Source organism: Noviherbaspirillum aerium, from assembly GCF_008929045.1.
GTDB lineage: Bacteria > Pseudomonadota > Gammaproteobacteria > Burkholderiales > Burkholderiaceae_D > Noviherbaspirillum > Noviherbaspirillum aerium.
The window spans coordinates 215,806-240,959 of sequence record NZ_VFAH01000008.1 but is presented as its reverse complement, the minus strand read 5'-3'; the positions used below and the strand labels follow the sequence as shown (position 1 = coordinate 240,959).

General features: G+C 56.8%; 19 protein-coding genes. 14 read left to right on the top strand and 5 right to left on the bottom strand.

Translation table 11 applies throughout. The features are described 5' to 3' along the window. Positions 1–51 precede the first annotated feature (51 nt). Entirely contained in the window at positions 52–1,974 is a 1,923-nt protein-coding gene (locus FH061_RS14195; protein WP_151636473.1) for an AAA family ATPase, read from the bottom strand. Between the two features lie 344 nt (positions 1,975–2,318). On the opposite strand from FH061_RS14195, the gene FH061_RS14190 reads away from it, so the two are divergent. Both FH061_RS14190 and FH061_RS14185 read left to right on the top strand, forming a co-directional pair. After that, positions 2,319–2,498 (top strand): hypothetical protein, encoded by a 180-nt coding sequence (locus tag FH061_RS14190; RefSeq protein ID WP_151636472.1) that lies wholly within the window; start codon positions 2,319–2,321, stop codon positions 2,496–2,498. 183 nt (positions 2,499–2,681) lie between these two features. Continuing rightward, complete coding sequence (locus FH061_RS14185) at positions 2,682–5,177, top strand: sensor domain-containing protein (RefSeq protein WP_151636471.1); 2,496 nt, start codon at positions 2,682–2,684, stop codon at positions 5,175–5,177. On the opposite strand, the gene mdoH is transcribed toward FH061_RS14185, so the two are convergent. The 3 genes from mdoH to FH061_RS14170 form a co-directional block, all read right to left on the bottom strand. Further along, the gene (gene mdoH, locus FH061_RS14180) at positions 5,138–7,675 is read right to left on the bottom strand and encodes a glucans biosynthesis glucosyltransferase MdoH (protein WP_404822469.1); all 2,538 of its coding nucleotides are present in this window, start codon (positions 7,673–7,675) and stop codon (positions 5,138–5,140) included. The two genes, FH061_RS14185 and mdoH, sit on opposite strands and share 40 nt — an antisense overlap. Next, positions 7,672–9,156 carry a glucan biosynthesis protein G gene (locus FH061_RS14175; RefSeq protein WP_192805063.1) on the bottom strand — a complete coding sequence of 495 codons (1,485 nt, stop codon included), beginning with the start codon at positions 9,154–9,156 and terminating at the stop codon, positions 7,672–7,674. Before FH061_RS14175 ends, mdoH begins: the two co-directional genes overlap by 4 nt. A gap of 305 nt (positions 9,157–9,461) precedes the next feature. Beyond that, positions 9,462–9,662 carry a hypothetical protein gene (locus tag FH061_RS14170; RefSeq protein ID WP_151636468.1) on the bottom strand — a complete coding sequence of 67 codons (201 nt, stop codon included), beginning with the start codon at positions 9,660–9,662 and terminating at the stop codon, positions 9,462–9,464. 244 nt (positions 9,663–9,906) lie between these two features. On the opposite strand from FH061_RS14170, the gene FH061_RS14165 reads away from it, so the two are divergent. The 11 genes from FH061_RS14165 (at position 9,907) to FH061_RS14115 (ending at position 22,518) form a co-directional block, all read left to right on the top strand. Then, positions 9,907–10,365: a (2Fe-2S)-binding protein gene (locus FH061_RS14165; protein WP_151636467.1), complete on the top strand. Its 459-nt coding sequence runs from the start codon at positions 9,907–9,909 to the stop codon at positions 10,363–10,365. A gap of 87 nt (positions 10,366–10,452) precedes the next feature. Further along, positions 10,453–11,502, top strand: coding sequence for an XdhC family protein (locus FH061_RS14160; protein ID WP_151636466.1), 1,050 nt, complete (start codon positions 10,453–10,455; stop codon positions 11,500–11,502). A gap of 131 nt (positions 11,503–11,633) precedes the next feature. Continuing rightward, positions 11,634–12,779: an alpha-hydroxy acid oxidase gene (locus FH061_RS14155; RefSeq protein WP_151636465.1), complete on the top strand. Its 1,146-nt coding sequence runs from the start codon at positions 11,634–11,636 to the stop codon at positions 12,777–12,779. Positions 12,780–12,948: 169 nt separating this feature from the next. Further along, complete coding sequence (locus FH061_RS14150) at positions 12,949–13,152, top strand: hypothetical protein (protein ID WP_151636464.1); 204 nt, start codon at positions 12,949–12,951, stop codon at positions 13,150–13,152. Between the two features lie 668 nt (positions 13,153–13,820). Continuing rightward, a complete protein-coding gene (locus FH061_RS14145; protein WP_151636463.1) occupies positions 13,821–14,765 on the top strand; it encodes a chemotaxis protein in 945 nt (314 codons plus the stop codon). 441 nt (positions 14,766–15,206) lie between these two features. After that, positions 15,207–15,797, top strand: coding sequence for a glycine zipper 2TM domain-containing protein (locus tag FH061_RS14140; protein WP_151636462.1), 591 nt, complete (start codon positions 15,207–15,209; stop codon positions 15,795–15,797). A 222-nt stretch (positions 15,798–16,019) separates the two neighbouring features. Then, on the top strand, positions 16,020–17,288 hold the full coding sequence (locus tag FH061_RS14135) for an exonuclease SbcCD subunit D C-terminal domain-containing protein (protein ID WP_318841017.1): 1,269 nt from the start codon (positions 16,020–16,022) through the stop codon (positions 17,286–17,288). Beyond that, positions 17,285–21,040 (top strand): AAA family ATPase, encoded by a 3,756-nt coding sequence (locus tag FH061_RS14130; RefSeq protein WP_151636461.1) that lies wholly within the window; start codon positions 17,285–17,287, stop codon positions 21,038–21,040. The genes FH061_RS14135 and FH061_RS14130 overlap by 4 nt, the downstream gene beginning before the upstream one ends. Positions 21,041–21,155: 115 nt before the next feature. Beyond that, positions 21,156–21,479, top strand: coding sequence for a hypothetical protein (locus tag FH061_RS14125; protein ID WP_151636460.1), 324 nt, complete (start codon positions 21,156–21,158; stop codon positions 21,477–21,479). A 377-nt stretch (positions 21,480–21,856) separates the two neighbouring features. Beyond that, a complete protein-coding gene (locus FH061_RS14120) occupies positions 21,857–22,108 on the top strand; it encodes a hypothetical protein (protein WP_151636459.1) in 252 nt (83 codons plus the stop codon). A gap of 149 nt (positions 22,109–22,257) precedes the next feature. Continuing rightward, positions 22,258–22,518: a hypothetical protein gene (locus FH061_RS14115; RefSeq protein WP_151636458.1), complete on the top strand. Its 261-nt coding sequence runs from the start codon at positions 22,258–22,260 to the stop codon at positions 22,516–22,518. Positions 22,519–22,770: 252 nt separating this feature from the next. Here FH061_RS14115 and FH061_RS14110 read toward each other — a convergent pair whose 3' ends face one another. Then, complete coding sequence (locus tag FH061_RS14110) at positions 22,771–23,199, bottom strand: VanZ family protein (RefSeq protein ID WP_151636457.1); 429 nt, start codon at positions 23,197–23,199, stop codon at positions 22,771–22,773. Between the two features lie 827 nt (positions 23,200–24,026). Between FH061_RS14110 and FH061_RS14105 the strand changes: the two genes are divergently transcribed. After that, positions 24,027–25,088 carry an acyltransferase family protein gene (locus FH061_RS14105; protein WP_151636456.1) on the top strand — a complete coding sequence of 354 codons (1,062 nt, stop codon included), beginning with the start codon at positions 24,027–24,029 and terminating at the stop codon, positions 25,086–25,088. Positions 25,089–25,154 lie beyond the last annotated feature (66 nt).

Here is a 25,154-nt window from a genome sequence, read left to right as displayed (position 1 = left end):
CCGAAGCGGAATTCACGACGGGGCTTTTTGCATACCGGGTAATGATTGACCTTATGCGGCCTTGCGCGGCGGTTCGGTCAATTCGGCGAGCAACTCGAAGACTTCATCTTTCGACAATACGTAACGTTCCAGCAGGGTGCCAGTCAGGGCGCTGATCAGGTCCTTGTAATCCTTCATGGCTTCGAGGGTACGGGTATAGAGTTCATCGGCCTTGGCTTCTACCTGGCGCAGCGCTTCGTCGGGCGAGGCCTCTCCCTTGAGCTGGCTATAGTCCAGCTTGGAGCGGGAATACATCGACAGGCGGTTGACCATCAGGTCGAGCATCGAGGTCACTTTCTGAATGTCGTTCTGGCTGCCGGTGGAAATACCGCGGGCGCCGTAAAACAATTCCTCCGCCGCAACGCCACCGTACAACTGCACGACGTCCTGCTCCAGTTCTTCGAGCGTGCGCAGCGATACATCGCTGGCCGACGACAGCACATAGCCGAGCGCACCGATCTTCGATACGGATTCCGTGCTGATCTTGAGCAGGTTGGATTTTGCCTTGACTTCATCCCAGCTCAGTCCTTCGCGGATGTAAGGGTCGATCTGCATGAAGAAGTGGCCGAGTTCGTGCAGGGCGACGCGTTCGCGTTCCTTGTTCTTCTCTGCGGTGGTGGCGCGGTCGGTCAGACCGATGGACGCGCGTTCGAAGGCGCGGAACAGCACGTCGGTATCGATCAGGCTTTTTTCCTGGATAGCGATCATGCTGGCACGGTCCACCACGGTTTCCAGCAAAGCCGGACTCAGGTTGGCCGTGATCTCGGCGACGTAGTCGAGATTGAGATTGCTCCAGTCGATGCACTCCACATCCTTGCGCGACAGGAATACGTTGAGCAGTTCACGGCGCTCGGATTTGTTGGGCAGACGGAAGTTGATCTTCACCGCGAAGCGCCGCAGCATCGCCTCGTCCATCTGACTGTTGGCATCGTCGAAGTTGGAGGCGACGACCCAGATCACTCCCGAGCCTTCCTCGCTCTTGACGCCGTCAAGCAGGCCAAGCAGGGTGTTGGCAGTATCGTCATCCCATTTCTTGTCGCCGCGGCCGCGCGGCATGAACAAGCTCTGCGCCTCGTCCAGGAAAATGATGCAGCGGCCTTGTGCAACGGCCTTCTTGTAGAGGGCGTTGAGGGCCTTGGAACCGCCGCCCACGAAGCCGGATTCGAGTCCGGAGCCGGATGCCTGAATCAGCGGAATGTCGAGTTTTTTCGCGAGATAACCAGCCAGTTTGGTCTTGCCGGTGCCCGCAGGGCCGGTCAGCATGACATTGAAGGGCTTGTCGATATTGTGCGATCGGTAAAGGTCGCGGTTGATGATCATTTCTTCCAGATGGGCGACTTCGCGCTTGATGTCTTCCATGCCGACGAGGTCATCCATGCTGCCCTTGAGATTCTCCGGCTTGATGACGGAAGCGCCGCTGCCCAGTCCAAGGCTGGGCATGCCCTTGCGCAAGCCGATGAACAGGAATACGAGCAGGGCGATACCAATGGCATTGCGCGCAAGAAAAGACCCGGCTTCGGCGAGAGCGGAACGCTGTGCTTCCTCGTCTTCGAGGATGGCGCGATTGGCGTTCAGAAATTCGTCTTTGGCGATGGCGTAGGGAATTGCATTTTTCAGCAATACCTCGCGCTCCAGATTCGTATGGGAAGTGCTCGGCACCTTGACCACATGGATTTCGTCAGCGTCCTTGTATTTGAAAACATAGCGCGGAAAATCGGAAAGCGGCTGGGCCAGTAGCAGGTATTCAAGCTTGTGGCGGTTGGCGACCAGCTTGGTGATCTCGGAGATATCCTGGGATTGAACCACGGGATTGCTTTGCGTGGTAAGCGGTTTGTACACCACGGCACCAACCGCGATGAAAGCAAGCAGAACGGAAAGCACCGCAACGACGTAGCCGTTCTTGAAGGAGTCATAAAGCTTGGAAAAACTTGGCATGCGTGATCCTGTGGAGAGTCAATATTTGCGAGCAGTTCAATGGACGTCCGTACTTGGTGCACGCAAAGTTTCTGAGAAGCAGTGATAGGACAAAGCAAGCCAGCTTTGGTTGCTTCGCACAAAAATTATTCGCAGGATTTTTTCTATGGGAAGGATGAAGAGTTCCTATATTTGGGAGTAAAAATGCAATAAATGCAAACACACCGAGGCGTAATAGTGAAATGGTGAGATACGCCTGGGCATTAGCGTTAAAAAATTGATTAAACGCAACCTTTCATTGCGTGCTAGTGCTTAAATGAATCAAGGATGGACTGTCCACACCAGGCAACTGACGGAGGCCGACGATGGTTTCGCTGATCATTCTGCTGCTGGGGTTATTTACTGCCGGAATTGTTGTCGGCGTCTTCATCATGGCGTTGCTTGAACTCAAGCAGATTGACGCCATGACGGGCAAGCATTCAGAAGCCGGCACGCCACGCCCACCTCTTGCTGCCGAGAGCGCTTCGTCGATTAAACCGTCATAGTTTATCGATATTAAACGTGCGGATCAATGTATTGTGCCCTGCAACCGCTGCCTAGGACGGCTTTCTTTAGTTCTGCGTCGCTGTTTCATTAACGCTTGGCAATCCGACGCGGCGGTTTAATGGATATCCTGAAACACGGGAGGTCTTTATTCCACATTGCTGCCGAGTGGTAACATTGCAGGCATGGAAAAAGATCTCGCATTGCCGGTTGCATCCAGCCTGCAACTTACGCCTACATCGCCTGCCAGTTTCCTGCGTCGCCTTGCCGATGACGCGGGCGTTATCGTATGGGAAGCGAGTATCAGTGGCCCATATCAATATGTCGGGTCGGCTGCGCGGCGCGCCCGGCCAGTCAGTCAGCGTAGTGGTTATCTGGAACTTTCTCTAAAGGATTGGCTGGAATTCATCCATCCGGAAGATGTCCTGCGGGTAGAGCGTTGCGTCACCCAGGCGCGGGAGCAGCGGCGCGAATACCAAGTCCAGTACCGGATCCTGTGCAGCGATGGAACGGTACGCTGGGTTGCAGAAGCGGCCGCGCCGAAATTCGGTCCTGACCGGTCTTCGGATACCTACATTGGCACATTCCTTGACGTGTCCGAGAGCCATGAGGCAAGAGCACGGCTGGCAAGAAGCGAAATGGAGCACCGCCTCCTGACCGAGAACGCGCGGGACATGATTTCTCATACCGACGCGAATGACATCTACGTCTATGTTTCTCCTTCCCACAAGGATACCTTAGGCTACGAGGCGCATGAAATGCTCGGCACGCGGCTATATGACTATATACATCCTGAAGATCAGGAACTGCCGGCGGAAAAACGGAAACGGCGCGGCCTCCTGCATATCCGTTTCCGTCACAAGAACGGATCCTGGGTATGGCTGGGGGCCACCACTCGCACGTTGCGCGATCCGGCCACGAACGCCAAGCTCGGGACGGTGTCGATTGCACGAGAAATTACTGCCCAGATCGAAGCGGAGCGCGAACTCCAGCGCAGGGAAGAGCGGTTCCGCAGCCTGATTTCGCTGTCGTCGGACTGGTACTGGGAAACGGATGCCGAACTTCGCTTTACCTTCTTCTCCGAGGGCATCTATCACAAGCTGCGGGTCAAGCCCGAGCAGTTGCTCGGTTCCTCCTTCAGGGATCATGCGCAGGATCCACACGCCCCCGGGTTGCTGGTTTGCCTGGAAAGCATACGCGAACGGCGATCCTTCCACGACGTGATCTTCCCCGCAGCTTCTGCGGTTGATCCCGAACTGGTGCGCTTCCTGCGCATTTCGGGCGAACCGTTTTTCGATAACGGCATTTTCCACGGATATCGCGGCGTCAGTCGTGATGTTACCCGCGAGGTCCGCACGTCACGAGCACTTGAAAGACTGGCAACCCTGGACATCCTTACCGAATTGCCCAACCGGGCTCTGCTGCAGACCAGCCTCAGGCAGCGTCTGGACAGCCGGGAAGCCGGTGTCTTCATCGCAGTCTTCTTTATTGACCTCGATAACTTCAAGGAAGTGAATGACTCCTTCGGGCATGCGGCCGGCGATATCCTGCTCAAGGAAATTGCCATACGCCTCAACCGCTGCGTGCGTTCCGACGACACGGTCGCGAGACTGGGAGGCGACGAGTTCGTGGTGGTGGCGGAGTGCAGAAATGGGGAGTCAAGCGCGAAAAGGCTTGCAGAGAAACTGACGCGCTCGCTTGATCTTCCGATTCTGATCAAGGGACATGAGGTCAAGGCCAGCGCATCGATTGGCATTAGCATGTATCCCCAGGATGGCGACACCAGTGAGTCGCTGCTCCAAAGTGCCGACACCGCGCTCTATCGCGCGAAGGCTTTTGGCGGCGGAACCTACCGCTTCTTTACTGCCGACATGGGCGCCGCCTCAAGGTCCCGCCTCGTCATGCAGGCTGCCCTCCGGCATGCCGTGGCGCGCAATGAATTGCAGGTGTATTACCAGCCGCGAGTCCATTTGCAAAGCCATACCGTTACCGGAGTGGAAGCATTGCTGCGCTGGATGCATCCGGATCTCGGCACGGTGCCGCCCAGCGAGTTCATTCCCTTGGCGGAAGAGATCGGCCTGATCAATGACATCGGGGACTGGGTACTACGCCGCGCCACGATGCAGGTTCAGCAATGGAGCCGGCACTTCGGCCGGCCGCTCAAGGTCTCGGTCAACCTTTCGGCACGGCAGATTCGAACGAACAAGCTGGTCAGATCGGTCGGCCAGGCTTTGCAGGCGAGCGGGCTGCCGCCGGATCAACTCGAACTTGAACTGACCGAGTCGGCGCTGATGGAGGATGCCGACGTCGCAGCCTGTCTCCTGCGCGAGCTCAAATCGCTTGGTCTGCGTATTTCGGTGGATGATTTCGGCACCGGGTACTCCTCACTGGCCTACCTCGGCCGCTTCCCGCTGGACAGCCTCAAGCTCGATCGATCCTTCCTTGCGCAAGCCGATAAGGACGGCTCATGGAAGCTGGCGGAAGCAGTCATCAATCTCGCTCATACGCTGGACCTGTCGGTCGTAGCCGAGGGCGTGGAGAAAGAGGAGCATCTTGCTTTTCTGCGCACCACGGCCTGCGATGAAATCCAGGGTACCTGTATCAGCGAACCTCTGGCACCGCTTGAAGCGGAGCGACTGCTTCAAGACGCATTCGCCAGGCGATCATCCGATTCGCGATAGATCCGTTCCCGCCATTCGGGATGCGCAGAGGGGGAGGACCAGACATTGAAATGCAGTCTAGACATGGCGAGCGGATCATCCAGCAGGATCTTGCAATCCGCGGCGTTCAACGCGCCGGGGCCTTCTTGCAGCGCGGTATCGGCAAGAGCCTGGCGAGCTTCTATCGCGGGGCGCGGCAGGCCGGGATGAGGGCGCGCCGCGGCGCACACGACGGCATTGAGCAGCGGGTCCACCACGGCCTCGACGAAATCCGGCGTTGGCTGTCCGGCCTCATGCCGGGCATAGCTATAAGTGTCGGTGAGTTCCTTTGGCGGTGCCGATTCTTCGGGTATCAGGAAGAGGCCGGCATTGCGCATCTTCCGGCCCAGTGACACCCTGCTCGACAGCACGGAAATCGGGATCGAGAGCGTCAGGGCGCCAGCAATCGGCAGCAGCCACCAGAGGAAGGACGGATTCAGCTTGTAGACAGCCGCCCCCCAGGCAATGCCGAGAATCATGTGCAGACCGTGCTTGCGGAAGGCTTCGCCCCAGCTGGTTTCCGTGTCGTCGCGCGGCGGCGATTTCCAGCGCATTTCCCATCCGAGGAAGGCTGCGGTCACGAACATGGTATGGAACAGCATCCGCACCGGCGCAAGCATCATCGAAAACAGCAGTTCAAGCAGCATGCTTGCGGTAAGGCGCAGTATTCCGCCGAAACCCCGGGCGTCGCGCAGCGCGATGACCAGAACGCTCAGGAACTTCGGCAGGAAAAGCAGCGTCACCGTGGCGCTGAACAGGGCAAGCGCCTTTTCGGGATGCCACTGCGGCCAGATCGGAAATAGCTGGCGCGGCTCGACAAAATACTGCGGTTCCACCAGGGTATGCATGGCGAGCATGGCGGTCGACAAGGCGAGGAACAGGAACCAGAGCGGCGCCGACAGGTAAGCCATGACACCCGTGACGAACACCGCCCGGTGAACCGGGTGCATGCCGCGGGCCGGGAACAGGCGAAAATTCATCAGGTTGCCATGGCACCAGCGGCGGTCGCGCTTCAATTCATCCAACAGGTTAGGCGGCATTTCCTCATAGCTGCCGTGCAGGTCGTAAGCGATCCAGACAGCCCATCCGGCGCGGCGCATGAGCGCCGCCTCGACAAAGTCATGCGAAAGAATTTCGCCGGCCAGCGAACCCCGTCCGGGCAAGGGCGCCAGCGCGCAGTGGCGGATGAAGGGCGCCATGCGGATGATGGCATTATGCCCCCAGTAATGCGACTCCCCCAGCTGCCAGTAATGCAGTCCGGCGGTGAACAGCGGACCGTACACGCGAGTGGAAAACTGCTGGATGCGCGCGTAAAGCGTATCGCGTCCCGCAGCGATGGGAGCAGTCTGGATGATACCCGCGCCCGGATTGGCTTCCATGAGACGCACCAGGGTCGTCAGGCAATCGCCGCTCATGACGCTGTCCGCGTCGAGCACCACCATGTAGCGGTACTGGTTGCCCCAGCGACGGCAAAAGTCATCGATATTGCCGCTCTTTCGCTTGACCCGGCGCCGGCGGCGGCGATAGAAGATGCGTCCGAAACCGTCGAGCTCGCGGCATAACGCGTTCCAGGCCGCGAGTTCGGCGGCACAGGTATCGCTTTCGTTGCTGTCGCTCAGGATGAAGAAGTCGAAACGGTCTAGCTCACCGGTTGCCGTCACGGATTCATACGTGGCCCGCAAACCCGCCATCACGCGATCGACATCTTCGTTACAGATCGGCATGACGATCGCCGTACGGGCTGAAGCCTCGATCGGCTTGTCCCCTGCGGCGCTGCGCGATATGACGAAACGGTCGGTGCCGCGCAGCATGACCAGGAAGCCGGCCATTGCGGTCCAGAATCCGGCGGAGACCCAGCAGAACAGGATTGAGAACAAGGCCAGCAGGGCGATTTCATCCTTGGCAGTGCCCTGGTAGGGCAATACCTTGCTCATGAACCACGTGGCGACTCCGGTCTGCGCAAGCATAAGAACGAGCAGTACCAGGCGTCGGATGTTGCCTTGATGCTGCCAGCGTCCGATCTTGTCCGGGCCGGTTTCGGCCTCGTCGGGCGGCAATTCGGCCGGCCAGGGGCGGCGGCGGCCGTTCTCCTGGCGTCGTTCCACCCACTGAGTGCGCCTTCGGGTCAACGCCTGCGCCCAGCGTTTAACCGGGTTCAGCGGATTCCACGGGTGCGGGACCATCGACGCACGATTCAGCGGCGGCGCCAGCGGTAGAATGGCTGCGCTTTCGGAGGCGGGCATTGACTGCGGACTCCCGCAGGCGAGGTTTATCCGTGCGCCGAGCGAACGATACGCGGGATTGCCGGCCAGGGACGCATCGCCCGCAAGTGCGTCGTGCAGGACGGCGAGGGCTTCATCTTCGGTGGCAGGTGCTGCCGCATCGATAGCGGCGGCAACCTGGTTGCGTTGGGTTGGGGATAGGCGCAGCCGCTCAATGTATCGCTGGCAGAGCGGCGAGCTGCTGTAGACTCGCTTCAATCGGGCGGAAGAATGTAGCTCCACGTTTCGGATAGTGTTGTGTTGTTGTGGCGCAGATAACCGCGCAGTTCGACTGGCTTCTTGTCATCGATTCGCTTGAAGCGGACCGAGGTACGCCAGCCACCTCTCATCTGGTTCGGATACGTATTCGTTTCCAGCACCTTCGCATTGGCATCGGTTGTGATGCTCAGCTCAAGTTTGGCGCCGTCTTCCAGTTTTTTCAGCGCCGGTCCTTCGAAATCGACGAAGAGCGCGATGCTGTCGTCCGGCTTGCGTACAAAACCATGACCCCGTCTTGTCTGCGCCACCCATGCCAGCGGCGGTTTCTTATCGACATCCTTCTGCCAGAGCATCCGGTATTCCAGACCGAGCGGAACCCCAGGTTTTGGCGGCACATCTGGCATCCAGTAGGCGACGATATTGTCATTTGTTTCGTCAGGCGTCGGAATCTGCACCAGTTCCACGCGGCCGGCTCCCCAATTTCCGCGCGGCTCTATCCACGCGCTCGGCCTGCGCTGATAATGTGCTTCGAGGTCCTCATAGCTGGAAAATTCCCGATCTCGCTGCATAAGACCGAAACCTTGAGGATTATTAAGCGCAAATGAGGTGATCAGCAGGCGTTTCGGGTTGACCAGCGGTCGCCATATCCATTCGCCGGTCCCCGACTGGATCGAGAGACCGTCTGAATCATGTACTTCGGGTCGGTGGTCATCAATGTTGGGCCGGTGGTTTTCCCCGAAATAATACATGCTGGTCAATGGCGCGATACCGAGCTTGGAGACGTTTTCGCGCAGATATAGCTCCGACTTGACGTCCACAACCGTGTCAAAGCCGGGTCTGACGATGAACCGGTAGGCGCCGGTTACCCGACGCGAATCCAGGAGTGCATAGATCGTCAGTTCCTTGTCATTTGCATCAGGCCGTTCGATCCAGAATTCGGTGAACTGCGGGAATTCCTCTCCGGAATTCAGACCCGTATCAACAGCAAGTCCGCGTGCGGATAAACCATATAGCTGGTTCTTGCCAACCGCACGGAAGTAGCTTGCTCCAAGAAATACGATGACTTCGTCCTTGTATTTCGCCGTATTCAACGGGTAGTGAACGCGGAAGCCCGCATATCCGAGATTGGCAAGATCCTTGGGGTTCAAATGGGTGTTCGCGCCATAGTTGAACAATTTCGGATCGAACTTGATTTCATGTACCGCCTTGCCTGTGATTTCATGGATCCTGACCGGCGTGTCGAAATATTGGCCCTGGTGAAAGAAGGCCAGTTCGAAGGGGAGGCGAGCGTTACGCCAATAGGATTTCTCCGGATTGAAGCGGATGTCGCGGTACTGATCGTAGGTCAGGGTTTCCAGTGCCTTCGGAAGGTTCTTTTCCGGTTTGACGTAGGAGGCGGCCGCAAGCTTTTTCGCCTTGGCGGACACATCGGCGAAGCCGAAGGCTTTCGCTTCGGTTGCAGGAAGCATTACGAATGCCATGCATACCAGAAAGGCATGAACATGCACTGCACGCTTGAACAGGTTAAGACGCATTGGATGATTCGAAAGACTCGATAGAGCCTTATGTTGCCAGCACCAAGTCTTGTTCGTTTGACACTAGGCAATATCTGGTCGACTTGCTTCGTCTTAGTCGTAACAAACTGTGAGGAGGAAAACTGCGGAGAGGAAAGAAGCGGGAAGGGGAGAGGACGCAAGCCGATGTTTGCGGGCTGGAGCATGTTGATGGCGCGCGAACATGCTCCAGCGAAGTGCCGGGAAATTGGAAAGCAAGGCAGGTAGCTTCCTTATTCCTCCTTCAGGGGGACCGAGCGCGACCTGCGGATTGCTGATTTGCGGGCGTCGATGACCTCGCGCAGCGCGGCGGCCAGCATTTCCTGGCGGCGCTGATAAGACACCATGCGGGTGGTGATGCTGTAGGCGCGTACGGTACGTTCAAGGTTACGGAGTGCACGCAATTCTTCACTATGTTGTTCGTCAAGCATCATGGTAGGACTCGTCAAAAAAACGGATGCACTCTAGACTCGAAAACGCACCAACTTGTTCCCTTGTGGAAAAATTTCATGTCGGCGACGCTGGAAGACTGGAAGATCCGATCGCATTTGCTACTGCAGTAGCGAGGAGTCCGCGTTGCCACATCGGTAATGCGCCAAGCAAGAGACCGCCATTTCGTTTATATTTTCTCCACGCCGCACCAAAGAAAAATAGACCTTCGAACAAGGAGACGCCATCTTGATTACGTTGAACCTCAACGGGCGCGACGTGCAATGCGATGCAGACCCCGCCACTCCCATGCTCTGGGCGCTGCGCGACAACCTCAACATGACCGGGACAAAATTCGGCTGCGGTGCGGCATTGTGCGGCGCATGTACCATTCACCTAAACGGCCAGCCGGTACGCTCGTGCGTGACGCCGGTATCGGCTGCTGCCGGACAAAAAGTGACGACCATCGAAGCGATGGAGAACGATCCTGTCGGCAAGGCGGTGCAAGCTGCATGGATCAGGCATGATGTGCCGCAGTGCGGCTATTGCCAGAGCGGCCAGATCATGAGCGCGGCTGCGCTGCTGCAAACGAAGAAGAATCCGACCGACGCCGATATCGATGCCGCGATGAGCGGCAATATCTGCCGCTGCGGAACCTATCAGCGCATTCGCGCCGCAATCAAGGACGTTGCCGGAACGCTTGCCTGAAAAGACGGGGCATGCGTATTGTCAGATCTGCAGAAGGGCGCCCGTCAACCTTGCCGGCATGGCCGCCCGCTGTCACAGAGAGCCAACATGGATAGTATCGATCTCGAGGTATTGAAAAGCTGTGCCCGCTGGCTTGCGGAGGGTTACCGCTGTGAGCTGGTCACCGTGATCCGGACCTGGGGTTCAAGTCCGCGTCCGGAAGGCGCCATGTTGGCACTGCGCGACGATGGACTTGTGGTCGGCTCCGTTTCCGGTGGCTGCATAGAGGATGACCTGATTGCGCACGCAAGGGAAAACGGTATCCGCCGCTTGGCTCCCGAGATCGTCCGTTACGGCATTACTGCCGACGAAGCGCATCGATTCGGCCTGCCATGCGGCGGCACGATCGAACTGGCAATCGAGCCATTGTCGGAGAAGAGCCGGATTCCGGAACTGCTGGACCGGCTTGCAGAACGACAGCTTGTCGCACGGCGGCTGCAACTGGGCAGCGGCGAGGTGTCTTATATGCCGGCGGGTCCGGGCATGTCGCTTCAGGTGTCGGATTCCGTGCTCACCACCGTGCATGGACCGCGCTGGCGCCTTCTCATCATTGGAGCGGGCCAGCTTTCCCGCTTCCTGGCGCAGATTGCAATCGGCATGGATTACCTGGTGACGATATGCGATCCCCGGGAAGAGTATCGGGAAGGATGGGATTTCCCTGGCGTCGAACTCGTCCGCGAAATGCCGGATGATCATGTTATCGCGATGCAGCCGGACAGCCGCAGCGCAATCATCGCGCTTACCCATGACCCCAAGCTTGATGATCTGGCATTGATGGAAGCGCTCAAGTCCGAGGCGTTTTATGTAGGGGCAATCGGGTCGCGCATCAACAATGCAAAGCGCCGGGAACGGCTCAAGCTGTTCGAGCTGACGGACGCCCAGATCGAAAGACTGCACGGGCCAGTGGGAATTTATATCGGCAGCAAAACCCCGGCCGAGATCGCGATATCGATTCTGGCTGAATTGACAGCGGCAAAAAATGGCGTCGCCCTGCCTGATACGGTCAAGGTTGCCCGAGCCAAGGAGGGTATGCCAGGACATGGCAGCGAAGCCTGTATCAGGTCCGCAGTGGTTGATGACGAGATCCGGCAGGCCTGATCAGGTCGGCGGCGGAAGGAACCGGGGCAGCGCCGTCACTGGTTCCGGCAGATGAATAAATTTCAAGCATTCGGCGCTGCGGCAGCGGGGTTGCGTGGATTAAACTTGCGCATCATTGCAAGGAGCACCGTATGCCTATCATTACCACCATCGAAGACTTGCGCAAGCTGGCGCACAGGCGTGTTCCGCGCATGTTCTATGACTATGCCGATTCCGGTTCCTGGACGGAATCGACTTACCGAGCCAACAGCACCGACTTCGAACATATCAAGTTCCGGCAGCGCGTAGCCGTCAATATGGAAAACCGCACGCTCAAGACGACGATGGTAGGGCAGGAGGTTGCCATGCCGGTTGCGCTGGCGCCCACCGGATTGACCGGCATGCAGCATGCGGATGGCGAAATCCTGGCGGCGAAGGCGGCCGAAAAGTTCGGCGTTCCGTTTACGTTATCGACCATGAGCATCTGTTCGATCGAAGACATCGCTGCCCATACCAGCAAGCCGTTCTGGTTCCAGCTGTATGTGATGCGCGACCGCGAATTCATCAAGCGGCTGATCGCCCGCGCCAAGGCGGCGCAGTGTTCCGCACTCGTGCTGACTCTGGACCTGCAGGTGCTCGGACAGCGGCACAAGGATCTGATCAACGGCCTGTCCGCACCGCCCAGACTTACCGTGCCCAATATCCTCAACATGATGACAAAGCCACGCTGGTGCCTGGGCATGCTGGGTACCAGGCGCAGGAGTTTTGGAAATATTGTCGGCCATGCGAGCAACGTATCCGACATGTCCTCACTGTCCGCATGGACAGCCCAGCAATTCGACCCGCGCCTGTCCTGGGATGACGTGAAATGGATCAAGGATCAATGGGGAGGCAAGCTGATCATCAAGGGGATTCTGGACGAGGAAGACGCCCGCCTTGCTGCGGCCAGCGGCGCCGATGCCTTGATCGTATCGAATCATGGGGGACGCCAGCTCGACGGAGCGCGGTCCTCCATTTCTGCAGTTCCTGGCATCGTCGAGGCAGTCGGTGACAAGATTGAAGTTCACATGGACGGCGGCATCCGCTCCGGCCAGGATGCGATCAAGGCGCTGGCGCTCGGCGCGAAGGGTGTCTATATTGGGCGAGCGTTTCTGTTCGGCCTGGGTGCGATGGGTGAAGAGGGCGTCAGTCAATGCCTGCAAATTATCCGCAAGGAGCTGGATCTGACCATGGCGTTTTGCGGGATTACCGACATTCGAAAGGTGGATCGCAACATACTGCTTCCCGGTACGTATTGAGGCGAAGTTACGGTATTGAAAATTGACCGACACGGTCTCCTTTGGAACTTACGTACGTCAGCGCATGACAAACCGCTAACAGATCGAGATCGGGCGCGAACAGAAAGATAGCGTCATTTACGGCTGGCCGCGTCCAACATTGCGGTCCGGCATTCCAAGGAGACGTGCCATGCATGCTTACATCATCAAGACTCCGGACGGCTATCTTTATCCGTTTGCAGACGATTTGTCACTGACGGATGATGCTTCGCAAGCCGGTCGATTCCGCAGCGTCGAAGAAGCCCGCACGACAGCGGAGGAACGCGGATATTACGATGGTGGTTTCGAGATCGTCCGTGTCGATCTGGATAACGAAAAAGCATCCAAACATTGAATTCGACAACGCTGGAGGCGGTTTGATGAACGAATGCGAAGACTGTGCAAGGCTGTTCGGCACGAATGCGACGACGTCTCCGCACGCCAATCTGATTCTTCATTCAGATGCGCTCATCAACTACGGCGCGACTGCCAGCGGACGGATCGAATATTACCGTTGCAATCGCTGCGGAGCGAAATGGGAACGGATCAGGGCGAGAAGTGAGCCGGAAGCACGGTGGACATATACAAGTAAAGAACTTCCGTAGGCTCACTGGAGCAAGCGGCATCTTCTTACTAGCACTTGGCATTGACAAGCCGACTAGGGTTTTATTGGACAAAGGCTTGTACGAACGCTGGTAAGACAAGAAGAGCGGAGACACGATTGATGACGTGTGGCTCGACCTGAAAGCGAATCGACTGAAAATGGTAGAGGGAAAAGAAATATTCTTTGCCACGGACATTATTTAACATAACGCAAATTCTACCCAACCTCGATATATTGCAAGATCACCCAATATCCATCCGAAGACATATTTCGTTGCCTGTTTGCAACAAGGCGTATAAAAGCGTATTTTTGATTTGGTAGCGCTTTTACACTTAGCGTTCAGTACCGGGTGTTGCATAAGCAAACATCTGTAGCCCTGGACAATGGATTCATTCAATAAAACGCATAAGGGAGACAGCATGAGCACTGTCCAGCAAGAAGTCGATGAGCGTACCAATCTGACCGCCTCGAACAAGTTCGAACTCCTGCTGTTTCGTCTCGGCGGCGATAGCAATGGCGAGCAAAATGAACTGTACGGCATCAACGTTTTCAAGATCAGGGAAATCGTTGCGATGCCCCCGGTGACGCCGATTGCCGAGAGCGCACCCTACATGATGGGCGTGGTTAACCTGCGCGGCGAAATCCTGCCTGTCATCGATCTTCCGGGCCTCATTGGATGTAGCCCGACGACCGGTCTCAACATCTTGCTCGTGACGGAGTTTGCAAGGACGACGCAGTGTTTTGCCGTGGAAGCGGTCGATGAAATCGTTCGGCTGGACTGGAGCCAGGTCCGCCCGTCGGCTGGAAGTTATGCCGACAATACCGTTACCAGCATCGCACGCCTCAACGACGAGGTGCACGGTACACGCCTGGTTCAAGTGCTCGATGTCGAAACCATCGTTCAGAAGTTCGTCCCTGGCAAGGAAACGCCATCCGCTCATGCCAGCACAGATATCCGTTTGCCGCCCGGCGCGGTCATTCTTGCGGCGGATGACTCTGCCATCGCCCGAACCATCATCCAGAAAGGACTGGATGAGATGGGGCTGCCTTACATCATGACGAAAAGCGGCAAGGAAGCATGGGAAAAACTGCAGGAGCTGGCGACCGAGGCAGACAAGGAAAACAAGACCTTGCGAGAAAAGGTGGCGCTCGTCCTGACCGACCTGGAAATGCCCGAAATGGACGGGTTCACGCTGACCCGGCAGATCAAGACAAGTAATCGTTACAACAGCCTGCCAGTGCTGATCCACTCTTCGCTGTCGGGTTCTGCCAACGAGGCTCATGTGAAAAGCGCGGGCGCCAATGCCTATGTTGCAAAGTTTTCCCCGGTAGAACTTGCTGAAAAAATCCGCCAGATTCTTTAACTCCCCTATCAAGCCTACCTGTTTACCTGCATCTCGCCGAGAGATGCAGACCCCTTGAGGCCCATTTCCCGTCTACAACCTGCACCACCGAGTGCTTTCACCGACGGATCTGGTGCCACGCTTTAGGCATACACCGACGACGCAGCACCGGAAACGTTTCCTGTGCGCCTTTGCTATGACCTGGCGGTCGCCAATCAGGCTGTGTTTGCCAAGCTGCTGCCAGATGCTGATGCGCGCCGGGGTCGCTCGTTTTCGTTCATACGAATGCACTCCTCCATGCAACTCCGGACCGCTCGCGACACTGCGCAAACACAGCCCGCGAAGACGTGAAGCCAATTGGCGTTACAAGCGCTTACCTGTGATACACAAGAGCGCTACAACGTCGAATCGCCAGGCGGTATTCTGATCCTGCCTTCTTACCAAACCGATGGAAACCCCGAAATGGAAATGTCGCAGACTTCTAACCGTATTCATCCCTTGATGGCTGGTGCCGCTGCTTCTGTCATGCTTGTAAGCTTGCTCGGGGCAGCTGCGATTGTCGGAATCATTCCCGCGTCTCAAGGCACAGTGTCGGACAAAGCCCCGGTAGTGGCGCCCACGTCTCAGGTCATCGTTCCGGCAAGCGTGCCGGCTGCCGCACCGGCATTACCGGCAACCGCGCTGGCGGCCGCTCCCCAGCCTGCGACTGCGCCTGTGGCGCAGGCGGAACCGAAGGAAGTCGTTCGTCACAAGACCGTCGTGCATCATAAGTATGTGCAGCACGCTGCGCCTTCCCGCACGCAACCGGCGCAACCGGTGCAGGTCGCGCAGGCGGAGCCGCAACGAACCTACTCCCCTGCCCCGGTCTACCAGCCGGTTCAGCAACCGGCGCCCGCGGCGCAGAACAGCCCGATCGGCATCGGTGTCGGCGCCGTGGTGGGTGGCTTGATCGGCAACCAGATCGGCAAAGGCTCCGGCCGGGCCCTGGCTACGGTTGCCGGCGTCGTTGGCGGCGGCTACATTGGCAATGAAATTGCAAAGCGGAATCCTTGAGTCGATATTAAAGCCTCGTATTGATTCGTACCGACTTTACACGCCCCTGTTCAAGGGGCGTTTTTCTTTGGAAGACGCCTCAGTTCAACTTCATGTCCGGCTTGTTCTAAACATCCTGCATGATGCAATGAACGGCTAGAGCGCTTGCTCCTGTCATCAAGCCTCGACGCATTTCCTCCCAGTTGCTATATTTCGGCCCAAGCCGGCATGGTTTTGACATGCATGGCTGCTGAATTAAGGGATGTCATGCGTTTCCTGCACACTTCGGACTGGCACCTGGGCCAGACCCTCCACAATTTCGATCGATGTCATGAGCATGAGAGCTTTCTCGCGTGGCTCGTGGAGTCGCTTGTCGCCGAGGAAATTGACGCCTTGCTTATCGCAGGAGATGTTTTCGACAATGCCAATCCATCCGCTGCCTCGCAAAAGCTGTTTTATACCTTCCTGCAGCAGGCCAAAAGGCGACTGCCTTGCCTTAACATCATTATCATCGCGGGCAATCACGATTCGCCCGGACGCCTCGAAGCACCAAGACCGCTGCTGGACGGCCTGAATGTTGCGGTTGTAGGGCATGTTCGCAGGTTTGACGATGGAGAGATTGACCTTGACCAGTTGCTGATCCCGCTCTTCCGGCAAGACAGGACAATCGCCGCATGGTGCCTGGCGGTTCCATTTCTCCGTCCCGGTGATGTACCACGTGTGGAAGACGCCGGCGATCCATATCAGGCAGGAATCGCACTGCTTTATCAGCGACTGCTTGCGCGCGCTCGGGAACGGAGGGAACCTGGACAAGCCATTATCGCGCTGGGTCACTGCCATATGCTTGGCGGCGAAGCGTCGGAGGACTCCGAACGGCGCATTGTCATGGGCAATGCGGAAGCGCTGCCCGACTCGATCTTCGACGATTCGGTCGCCTATGCGGCGCTCGGTCATTTGCACAAGGCTCAGCGCATCGGAAAACGCGAGCATGTCCGTTATTGCGGTAGCCCGCTTCCCATGTCGTTTACCGAAATAGACTATGCCCATCAGGTCTTGTGCGTTGACCTCGAAGGAGAAGGCGTAAGCAAGATTGCCGAACTGCGTGTGCCACGAACCGTGGACCTGCTGCGCATACCGCGCCGCCCTGCTCCCGTGGATGACGTGCTTGCAGCCTTGACCGCCCTTGAACATCCCGTTCATTCCGAGCATCGAAGGCAACCTTATCTCCAGGTCAGAATCAGTCTGGATCGCCCCGAGCCTGGACTTCGCGCGCGGATCGAAGCGGCGCTGGAGGGCAAGCATGTGCGCCTTGCGAAAATAGAAACGACGTTTACGCGTAGGGACCAGCCGAGACAGATATCGGTTGCCACGGAAGACCTCGAACGCGTCCAGCCGGAAGATATTTTCAGGCGCTTGTATGCCGGCAAATTCGGCACCGAGGCATCTGCGGAACAACTGGCTGCCTTCGGTGAACTGTTGCTAGGGTCGGCGGATGAAGCGGGCCGCAAATGAAGATACTAAGAATCGCCGGCAAGAATCTCGCGTCGCTGGGCGGGGAGTTCGAACTTGATTTCATGCAGGAGCCGCTGGTCTCCGCCGGATTATTCGCCATCTGCGGCCCGACCGGCGCAGGCAAAAGCACTCTGCTGGATGCGCTGTGTCTTGCGCTCTATGACGCCACGCCGCGTCTGTCGCGCGCGGGGAGCAAAGGCATCGGCTTGCCGGACGTGCGGGATGAAACGGTAACGCCGCAGGATACGCGCAATCTATTGCGGCGAGGCTCGGCAGACGGCTATGCCGAAGTCGACTTCATCGGCAACGACTCTTGTTGCTACCGCGCGCGCTGGAGTGTCCGGCGCGCACGTGCCAAGGCCGACGGTGCCTTGCAGCAGGTTGTGATGTCACTCCAGAGCTTGCCGGAACGGCAGGCAATTGGTGGCACCAACCGCGAAGTCAAGGCGGAGATCGAAGCCCGCATCGGTCTGAATTTCGACCAGTTTACCCGTGCGGTCCTCCTCGCCCAAAATGAATTTTCTGCATTCTTGAGGGCCGATGACGGAGACCGCGGAGAACTGCTCGAAACCCTGACTGGGACGGCGATCTACAGCGACATGTCCAAGCGTGCTTTCGAGCGTTCAAAATCCGAGCACCAGATTCTCAATGCAATCAGTCAGCGCATGGCGGATCAGCAACCTCTTGATGCGCAAGCCCGTCTGGAACTGGAGCGGGATTGCGCGCTGACGCATGACGCAATGACTGTGTTGGAGCAGCGCAAGGGCGAGCTCGAGTCACAGCTGCGCTGGCACGCCGCATTGCAGGCGGCACTGCGTGACGAAGAGCACGCACGCCTTGAGGCGGAGCGGCTTGCCTTGATATCCCGGAACATGGATGAGCGGCGACATCGACTGGCCTTGATTGAGCAAGTGCAGCCTGCTCGCGCCATAATGGACGACACCGCGCGCCTGTCCGCCGCCATTGAATCGATCAGAGCCGAGATTGAGCACATCGAAACACAACTGGCGTCGGCACACCGAAGCCGCCAGGATGCGGAGCTTGCCGCAGGCGCGGCCGAACAGGCGCACAAAATCGCCTTGCAGACTCTGGAAGCAGCCCTGCCTGATATCGACAAGGCGAAAGCACTTGATGCGCAGATCGCCGCACTTGTCCCCGACAATGAAATCGCGGCGACTGCAGTGGCGCGGATCAAAACAGACAAGGCTGGAATTGAAGCCCGCATGGATGCCGGGTGCAAGGCGCTGGAGGAGGCAAATGGCGCAAGGCAGGCGGCTGAACGGTGGCTCTCGGATCAAGCAAGCGTGCTGCCGCTGGCATTGCAGTGGCCGCGCTGGGACTCGATGTTGAAACACTCAGCTCTGCAGCTTGATTCGTTGAATGTCCTCGAGCAGGAGCTTGCTGCTGCCAGGGAGGCGTCGCATCGGTTTGATACAAGGCTGGCGGAGGTGGAAGACCTGCTTGCAAGCGCCACTCGTGCCCAGGCCGAGGCCGAGATGCAAAGGCTTACCTGTCAGTTCGAATCGGCCAGTCATTCCAGATCAGCAATACGGCAGGAAAGGCAGCAACTCGAACTAAAGCGCGAAAACCTCGACGATGGCGCACGCCTATGGTCGACCTTGAACACCGCCAGACAACAGCTGCGAGTTTTGAAGGATGAGGACAAGCAGCTGCGCAGCGCGGAAACTGAAGCGGCCTTGGCGAACAACCATGTCCGAACCGAGATTGCCGCGGCGAAGGCCGCACTCGGTCAGGCGGAAAAAGCCCAGGTCGCTGCACGCATAGCCTGCAGCGACTCGGTGAAAAACCTGCGTGACGCGTTGGAAGACGGTCTGCCCTGCCCGGTCTGCGGTTCAACCGAACATCCCTATGCGGACAGCGGCGGGCGACTGCACGCCCTGCTGGAGGAATTTGATGCTGAAGTTGCCCGCTGCCGCGAACGGGTCGACAATTTCCTCGCGCGGCAGGCGCGCAGCGAGGCGCTCTTGCATGAGGGTCAACGGCGCCTTCAGCAAATCTCCCGGCAGATGCAGGATGCGCAGGAACGTGTTTCAACTGCGGAATCTGAATGGTCTCAGCACCATCTGTCAGCGCAGGCGAACGTCCACGCCCGCGAGGACGTCGAGCGATGGCTGGCAGACGAAATACGCACCGTGCGGGAACGTCTCCATGAACTGGCCGTCGCCGAAAGCAGCGCGGAACAGGCTGCTCAACGCCTGGACATGGCACAACAGACGCTTGATGCCGCGGCAGTGTCACTGAGGGAGAGGCAGACGCAGTTCGACTTGACCATGACCGAGGCACGTCAGCGAAAACACGAAGTCGACCGTCTTATCACCAGTTCGACTGAAGCAAACGCAAGGGTCGCCCTGGCTCTGGATGAATTGAGTGCCGCATTCACAGCATCGGCGGATTGGCGCGAGCACTGGAGACGTGACCCGGCAGCGTTTCGGCTCGATTGTGAACAACGGGTTCAACGTTGGCAGGAGCAGTGTCGGATTCGCGATGAAAATCTCGCGCGCGTAGCAGAACTCGAAGCCTCTGCCATGAGCTTGAAGGAGGCCAAGTCACGCTGCGACGCCGAGCTTCAACGTGCGGATGCAATGCTGGAGGAAAGCAGCCGGCGCATCGCAGGCATGCGTTCTGCGCGGGCTGAAATCTTCGAGGGCAGAGCCCTCTCCGTAATCGAGGACCAACTTGCCGCAGCAGTTTCGCTCGCAAAGACTGCCATGCATGCGCAATCGATGCGCATGCAGGAATGTGCCATTGCGGTAGCCCGGCACCAGGAAAGCATGGAAAAGACGGCGCGGCGACTGGCGACGCTCGAAGCGGAGCATGCAGACTCGCGTGCCCGCTTGTCGGACTGGCTGACGCATTTCAACGCAGCGAAAGCCTTCGCTGCCGACACTCAAGATACGGAAAGTCTTCAGGTGCTTTTGGGTTACAGCCTTGAATGGATTTCCGCTGAAAGAGATGAACTCCATGCCGCCGTTACCGCGATGCAAACGGCGAACGCCATACTTCAGGAGCGCACCGAGCGCCGCACGGCACATGAACAAGGGCGTGTCGGCAGCGAAGATGCGAATGCCGTCAGCAGCCTGCTTGATGAGCTGATGGTTCGGTTCGAAGCAGTCCGTACCGATTTCACCCGCCAGAAGATTGCGCTAGCCGAGGACGATTCTCGCCACGAGAAATCAGTCGCCATACTTGATGAGTTCGAGCGCCAGCAAGAGAAGGCAAGGTTGTGGGGGCAACTGGCGGAACTGATTGGTTCTGCGGATGGGAAAAAATTCCGCAACTACGCACAGCAATTCACGCTTGATGTTCTTCTGGCCTACGCTAACCGGCATCTCGAAGATCTGGTGCGCCGGTATCGGCTGGAGCGTGTCAAGGACACCTTGGCGCTGCTTGTCGTCGACCAGGACATGGGCGATGAGATCCGTTCCATTCATTCGCTTTCCGGCGGCGAATCCTTCCTGGTTTCCCTTGCTCTTGCATTGGGGCTCGCATCGTTGTCATCAAATCGTGTGCGCGTCGAGTCGCTTTTCATTGACGAAGGCTTTGGCAGCCTTGACGCGGATACCTTGTCCATCGCCATGCATGCATTGGATAGCTTGCAGTCACAGGGCCGCAAGGTAGGCGTCATCACCCATGTTCAGGAGATGAGCGAAAGAATAGCTACCAAGGTCATGGTGCAACGAGTCGCAGGGGGCAAGAGCCTGGTGCGCATCGATAGCGAATCGATCTTGTGACGGAGATATTTCAGGCGTTACACTTGATAACATAGTGACAATGAATCTTTTTAAGGAATGCGGTCTGACGTAGTGACACGTTGATGTCACTTTTATTTTCTTTGAAAGGAATTCAATGAATAAATTCGTCGCCGCTCTTATTACCGGACTGTTTGCCACTTCCGTATATGCTCAAACCGGCACTGCCGAGACAGTTGGCTCGACGCCCGCATCTTCAGCCGGCATCAGCTCCGGAGCATCTACAACGACGACTGTCGAAACTCCCGTAACCAAGGCAGATGCAAAGGCCAATGCCAAGGCGGAAAAGGCGGATGCGAAGGCTGAGGAGAAAGCCGCCAAGGCTGATGCCAAAGCCGAAAAGAAGGTAGCGAAAGCGGAGGCCAAGGCGAAGAAGGACAAAGCCGAGGCGCATGCCGATGCCGCGGACAAAAAACATTGATACCGTAATTGACGACACCTTCGTTTGACTGGCCCATGAAGGTGGAAGGCGACATCCTCGATGTCGCCTTTAATTATGTCAGCTGAATATATACTCGGCTCGATCTGAATAATATCAAGGCAGACAATTTACTTCGCTTCATTAAGTATGGCATTCCCGTTTTAAATATTTAATAGTCCAGCCGTGCCATGAAGGGATCTTAATCCGCTTTGACCCGCGCGTCTGCCCACCCTCGCTTCATACCCTCCATCTAGTGTATCGCTCACACCCTAGGCGATATGTCTTTCCTTAACGAATCCTTTCCTGCAATACATATTGCGCCGCATCTTGCTCTGTGGTGATTACTGCCTATACTGCGAAAAGCCAAGGAGGTCATCGTGGACAAGTACCGTTTGTTGGATCTAATGATGCAGGAGCACGAGGAAGCACCCGATACAGATTTGTATTGCATCTCTGCATTGCTGGCAAAGCATCTGGAGTCTGTCTCTAACAAGTTAAGCGAAAGGGAGATGGAAAGGTTCATCGAAATCGGCGCTGCCATCTGCCGGTATGCAAACCGCGAATTCGGCATGAATGTACCGGTCGAAGATCTTTTCCCTCCGAGCGAAATCTGGCGCAACGTTCGCTAGGATAGATGTTAAGTATTGCCTGCCGGATCCGGTGTATCACGCTACCAACGCTACCCAATGCCTTGTTTAAAAAATGGGGTAAGTTGTTTTACACAGCGGTGCCAGAGGCATATACTAATTCTTGTGCACTGCACTGTAGCGAGGCCGACATGCAAAAATCCATCTCACGTTCTTTCCCGCAAAAAAACGTTTCCGGGACTGAACTTCCCCCTCAGATCAATAGCTTTTTCGAGTCTCCCGAAGCCAAAGGAAACTCGAACGAGATAACGCGCGAAGATGTATCACGCTGCATTAATATCTGGGCGAAAATGTATAGATTGAGTGATGAGGACACCCAACCTTCAGATCTGTGCATGCCTCCGCGTACCTGGATGGGACGAAGCCCCGACAAACTGAAGCGCTTTGATTAAATCATCTTGAAGACTGGAAACTCCTTTTTCCAGTCTTCATGGTTTTAATCATTTGACTAACATGCCACGCTCCGCATAGGAGCGGGTATGGTTATGCATTCACTAGTCTTATCTCTCGAATGTTGACTAGCGTTACCGCGAATCTTCATTCGCGGTGTCATGTCTGGATGCCCTCATGACGACGCTAAGTTCGTCACGTCCGTTTACTTGCCCTCCGTTACGAGAGTCAAGTCCTTAATCAAGGCCTATCGCCTAATTGGATTTGGCGTCTGAGGGAGAATGCGTTCCCGCGATTGCTCTTCTTTGTGCCTTCACGAATGACTGTGCCAATATGGCTGCGGTTATTAGGGCAGCAGCCACGTCGACATACCAATCATGAATCGTGCCGTGGCGATATGGCAGGAACGACTGAATAAATTCATCCAAAGCGCCCATCAACGAAACAATTATCACAGTACGCCATACCCTCCTGGCGGCACTGCCAACTTGGCCGGTAAATAGCAGTGCGGCAATGAAGGCGTACGTTGTGAAGTGCAGGAAAAAGCTCGACGCAACCTCCCCTACTTCAGACCGCGCCCCAGGAATCATTCCAAGAATGATCACAAGCGCGTAACCAAAATATCCAAACCGCCGCCGCAGGCTGACTTGATAAGTATCGGCAGGAAACAAAATCGAATGCATAGCTGTGCGAAAGTAAAAACAACGAAACCATACCGCAGTGATTCTCAGTGCAGGTCAACATTGCACAAACTTGGTTCTCGTTCAGCAGCAAATTCCCATTTGTCGCTTAACGGTCTCTTATGCCGGTCCCAAGTTACGTCATCACATATGAGCACAATGTATTTTCCGGCCCACAGGCGCGGGAGGAGCCAGTAGTGAGTCTGCGAACAAGGGGCGGCGGGCGTCGTGCTGGCTTTTGAAAAAGACACGCTCTCATCGATTGGCAGGCATTGGTATGGAAATTGACTGCCAAGAGTTGCGTTGGGGTATGCCCGCAAGCGATATCCTTATGCGGAAGCGTTCAATGCATCCTGTCTCCGGGACAAACGTCAAAAGATGCAAATTGTTCCCAGCGTTCCGTGCGACGGATCTGGATTAATTCCAATCGCATTACCCCAATTACGTTAACGGCCCTAGAAGTCGGCCGGCGACTATAGGTCGTGAGTATGCAGTCGACCGTATTATCTCGCCTCCGGGTCCTATCATGTTCTTTCGGGTGAATTGGTCGATCGGCACCATATGGATCGAGACAAATTTTTCGATGGGCAGTCGATTCATGCAATTCCTGCGCCGGGAAAATGCCTGTGCGTTTCATAAATCGGTAGCGGAGTTCTCTCCTGCGCGGCCCCGCTTTGCACAAGCGCTTTCTGCGTTTTTGATCGTCGCACTGTCGCACGTGCGCGCAATGGTTCGGACGTCGATACAGGGATGCCGATAACCAACCCGGCATGTAAAATGATCGCCTTTTCAATGGCCTGAACCGCCCTCACCGTCATCGGACTCAACTCATGGACTCATCTAAAGACATCGTCCGGGACCATCGAAAAAACAACTTTGATTTCCTGCGCATCGCAGCCGCACTGCTCGTCCTATTTAGTCATCAATATGCGTTGAGCGGCCTTCCCGAGCCGGCTATCTTCGGCATGAGCGCCGGGACATTCGCGGTGCTCGTTTTCTTTTCAATCAGCGGATTTCTTGTATCCCAGAGCTGGCGCCAGGATGCCAATCCGCTGCGCTTTCTTGCCAAACGTTTTTTAAGGATTTGGCCGGGTCTGGCGGCAGCTACCCTGCTGACCGCTTTTGTGCTGGGCCCCGCCGTGTCGTCACTCGATGCGCAGGCTTATTTCTCCCACCCGGCCCTGACGGATTTTCTTCGTAATCTCAAGATAACGACGGTCCGCTATTTTCTTCCCGGGGTATTCGAAGACAATATCTACCCCAAGGCGGTCAACGGCTCCCTTTGGACCATTCCGCTGGAAGTGCGCTGCTACTTCGCATTGCTCGTCGCCGGCTGCCTCGGCTTGATGAGGAAGCCGGTGCTGGTTGTGCTTGCTACCTTCGCACTGGGAATCCATTATTTTGCCTTCAACCCGGACCCGAATAGATACCAGGTTCACTTCGGTTTGTACTTCTTTGCCGGAGTCTGCCTGGACTTGTTCAGGCGGCATTGGGAAGGCAAGTCGTTTCTACTGCTCGCCATACCGGCGGCCATCGCACTTGCACTTCATGCAGCGGGCTTGCCGCAGCTGGCATTGGTACTGGTCGTTCCGTGCGCCGCGATTCTTATCGGATGCCAGTCGACGCCAGGATTGAAAGACGCCGGAAAATATGGCGATATTTCTTATGGCATCTATATCTATGCATTTCCGGTGCAGCAGACTGTGCTCTGGGCATTGGACAAGGACACCGCATTCGCATCGGGCCTGGCGCTGGCGGTGCTGATGACAGTCTTCTGTGCGCTGTTGTCCTGGCATCTGGTAGAAAGTCCTGCCCTGCGCCTGAAATCCTATCTGCCGCAATGGCCGACCTTGCCTTGGCTCTCGCCTCGCATGAAGATCGTCAATAGGTAACGCCCGGCTTCTTGATACGCCAGTCACTATGCTCTTTTCAGCGAGAAGGACTTTGCTTGCCGGCGC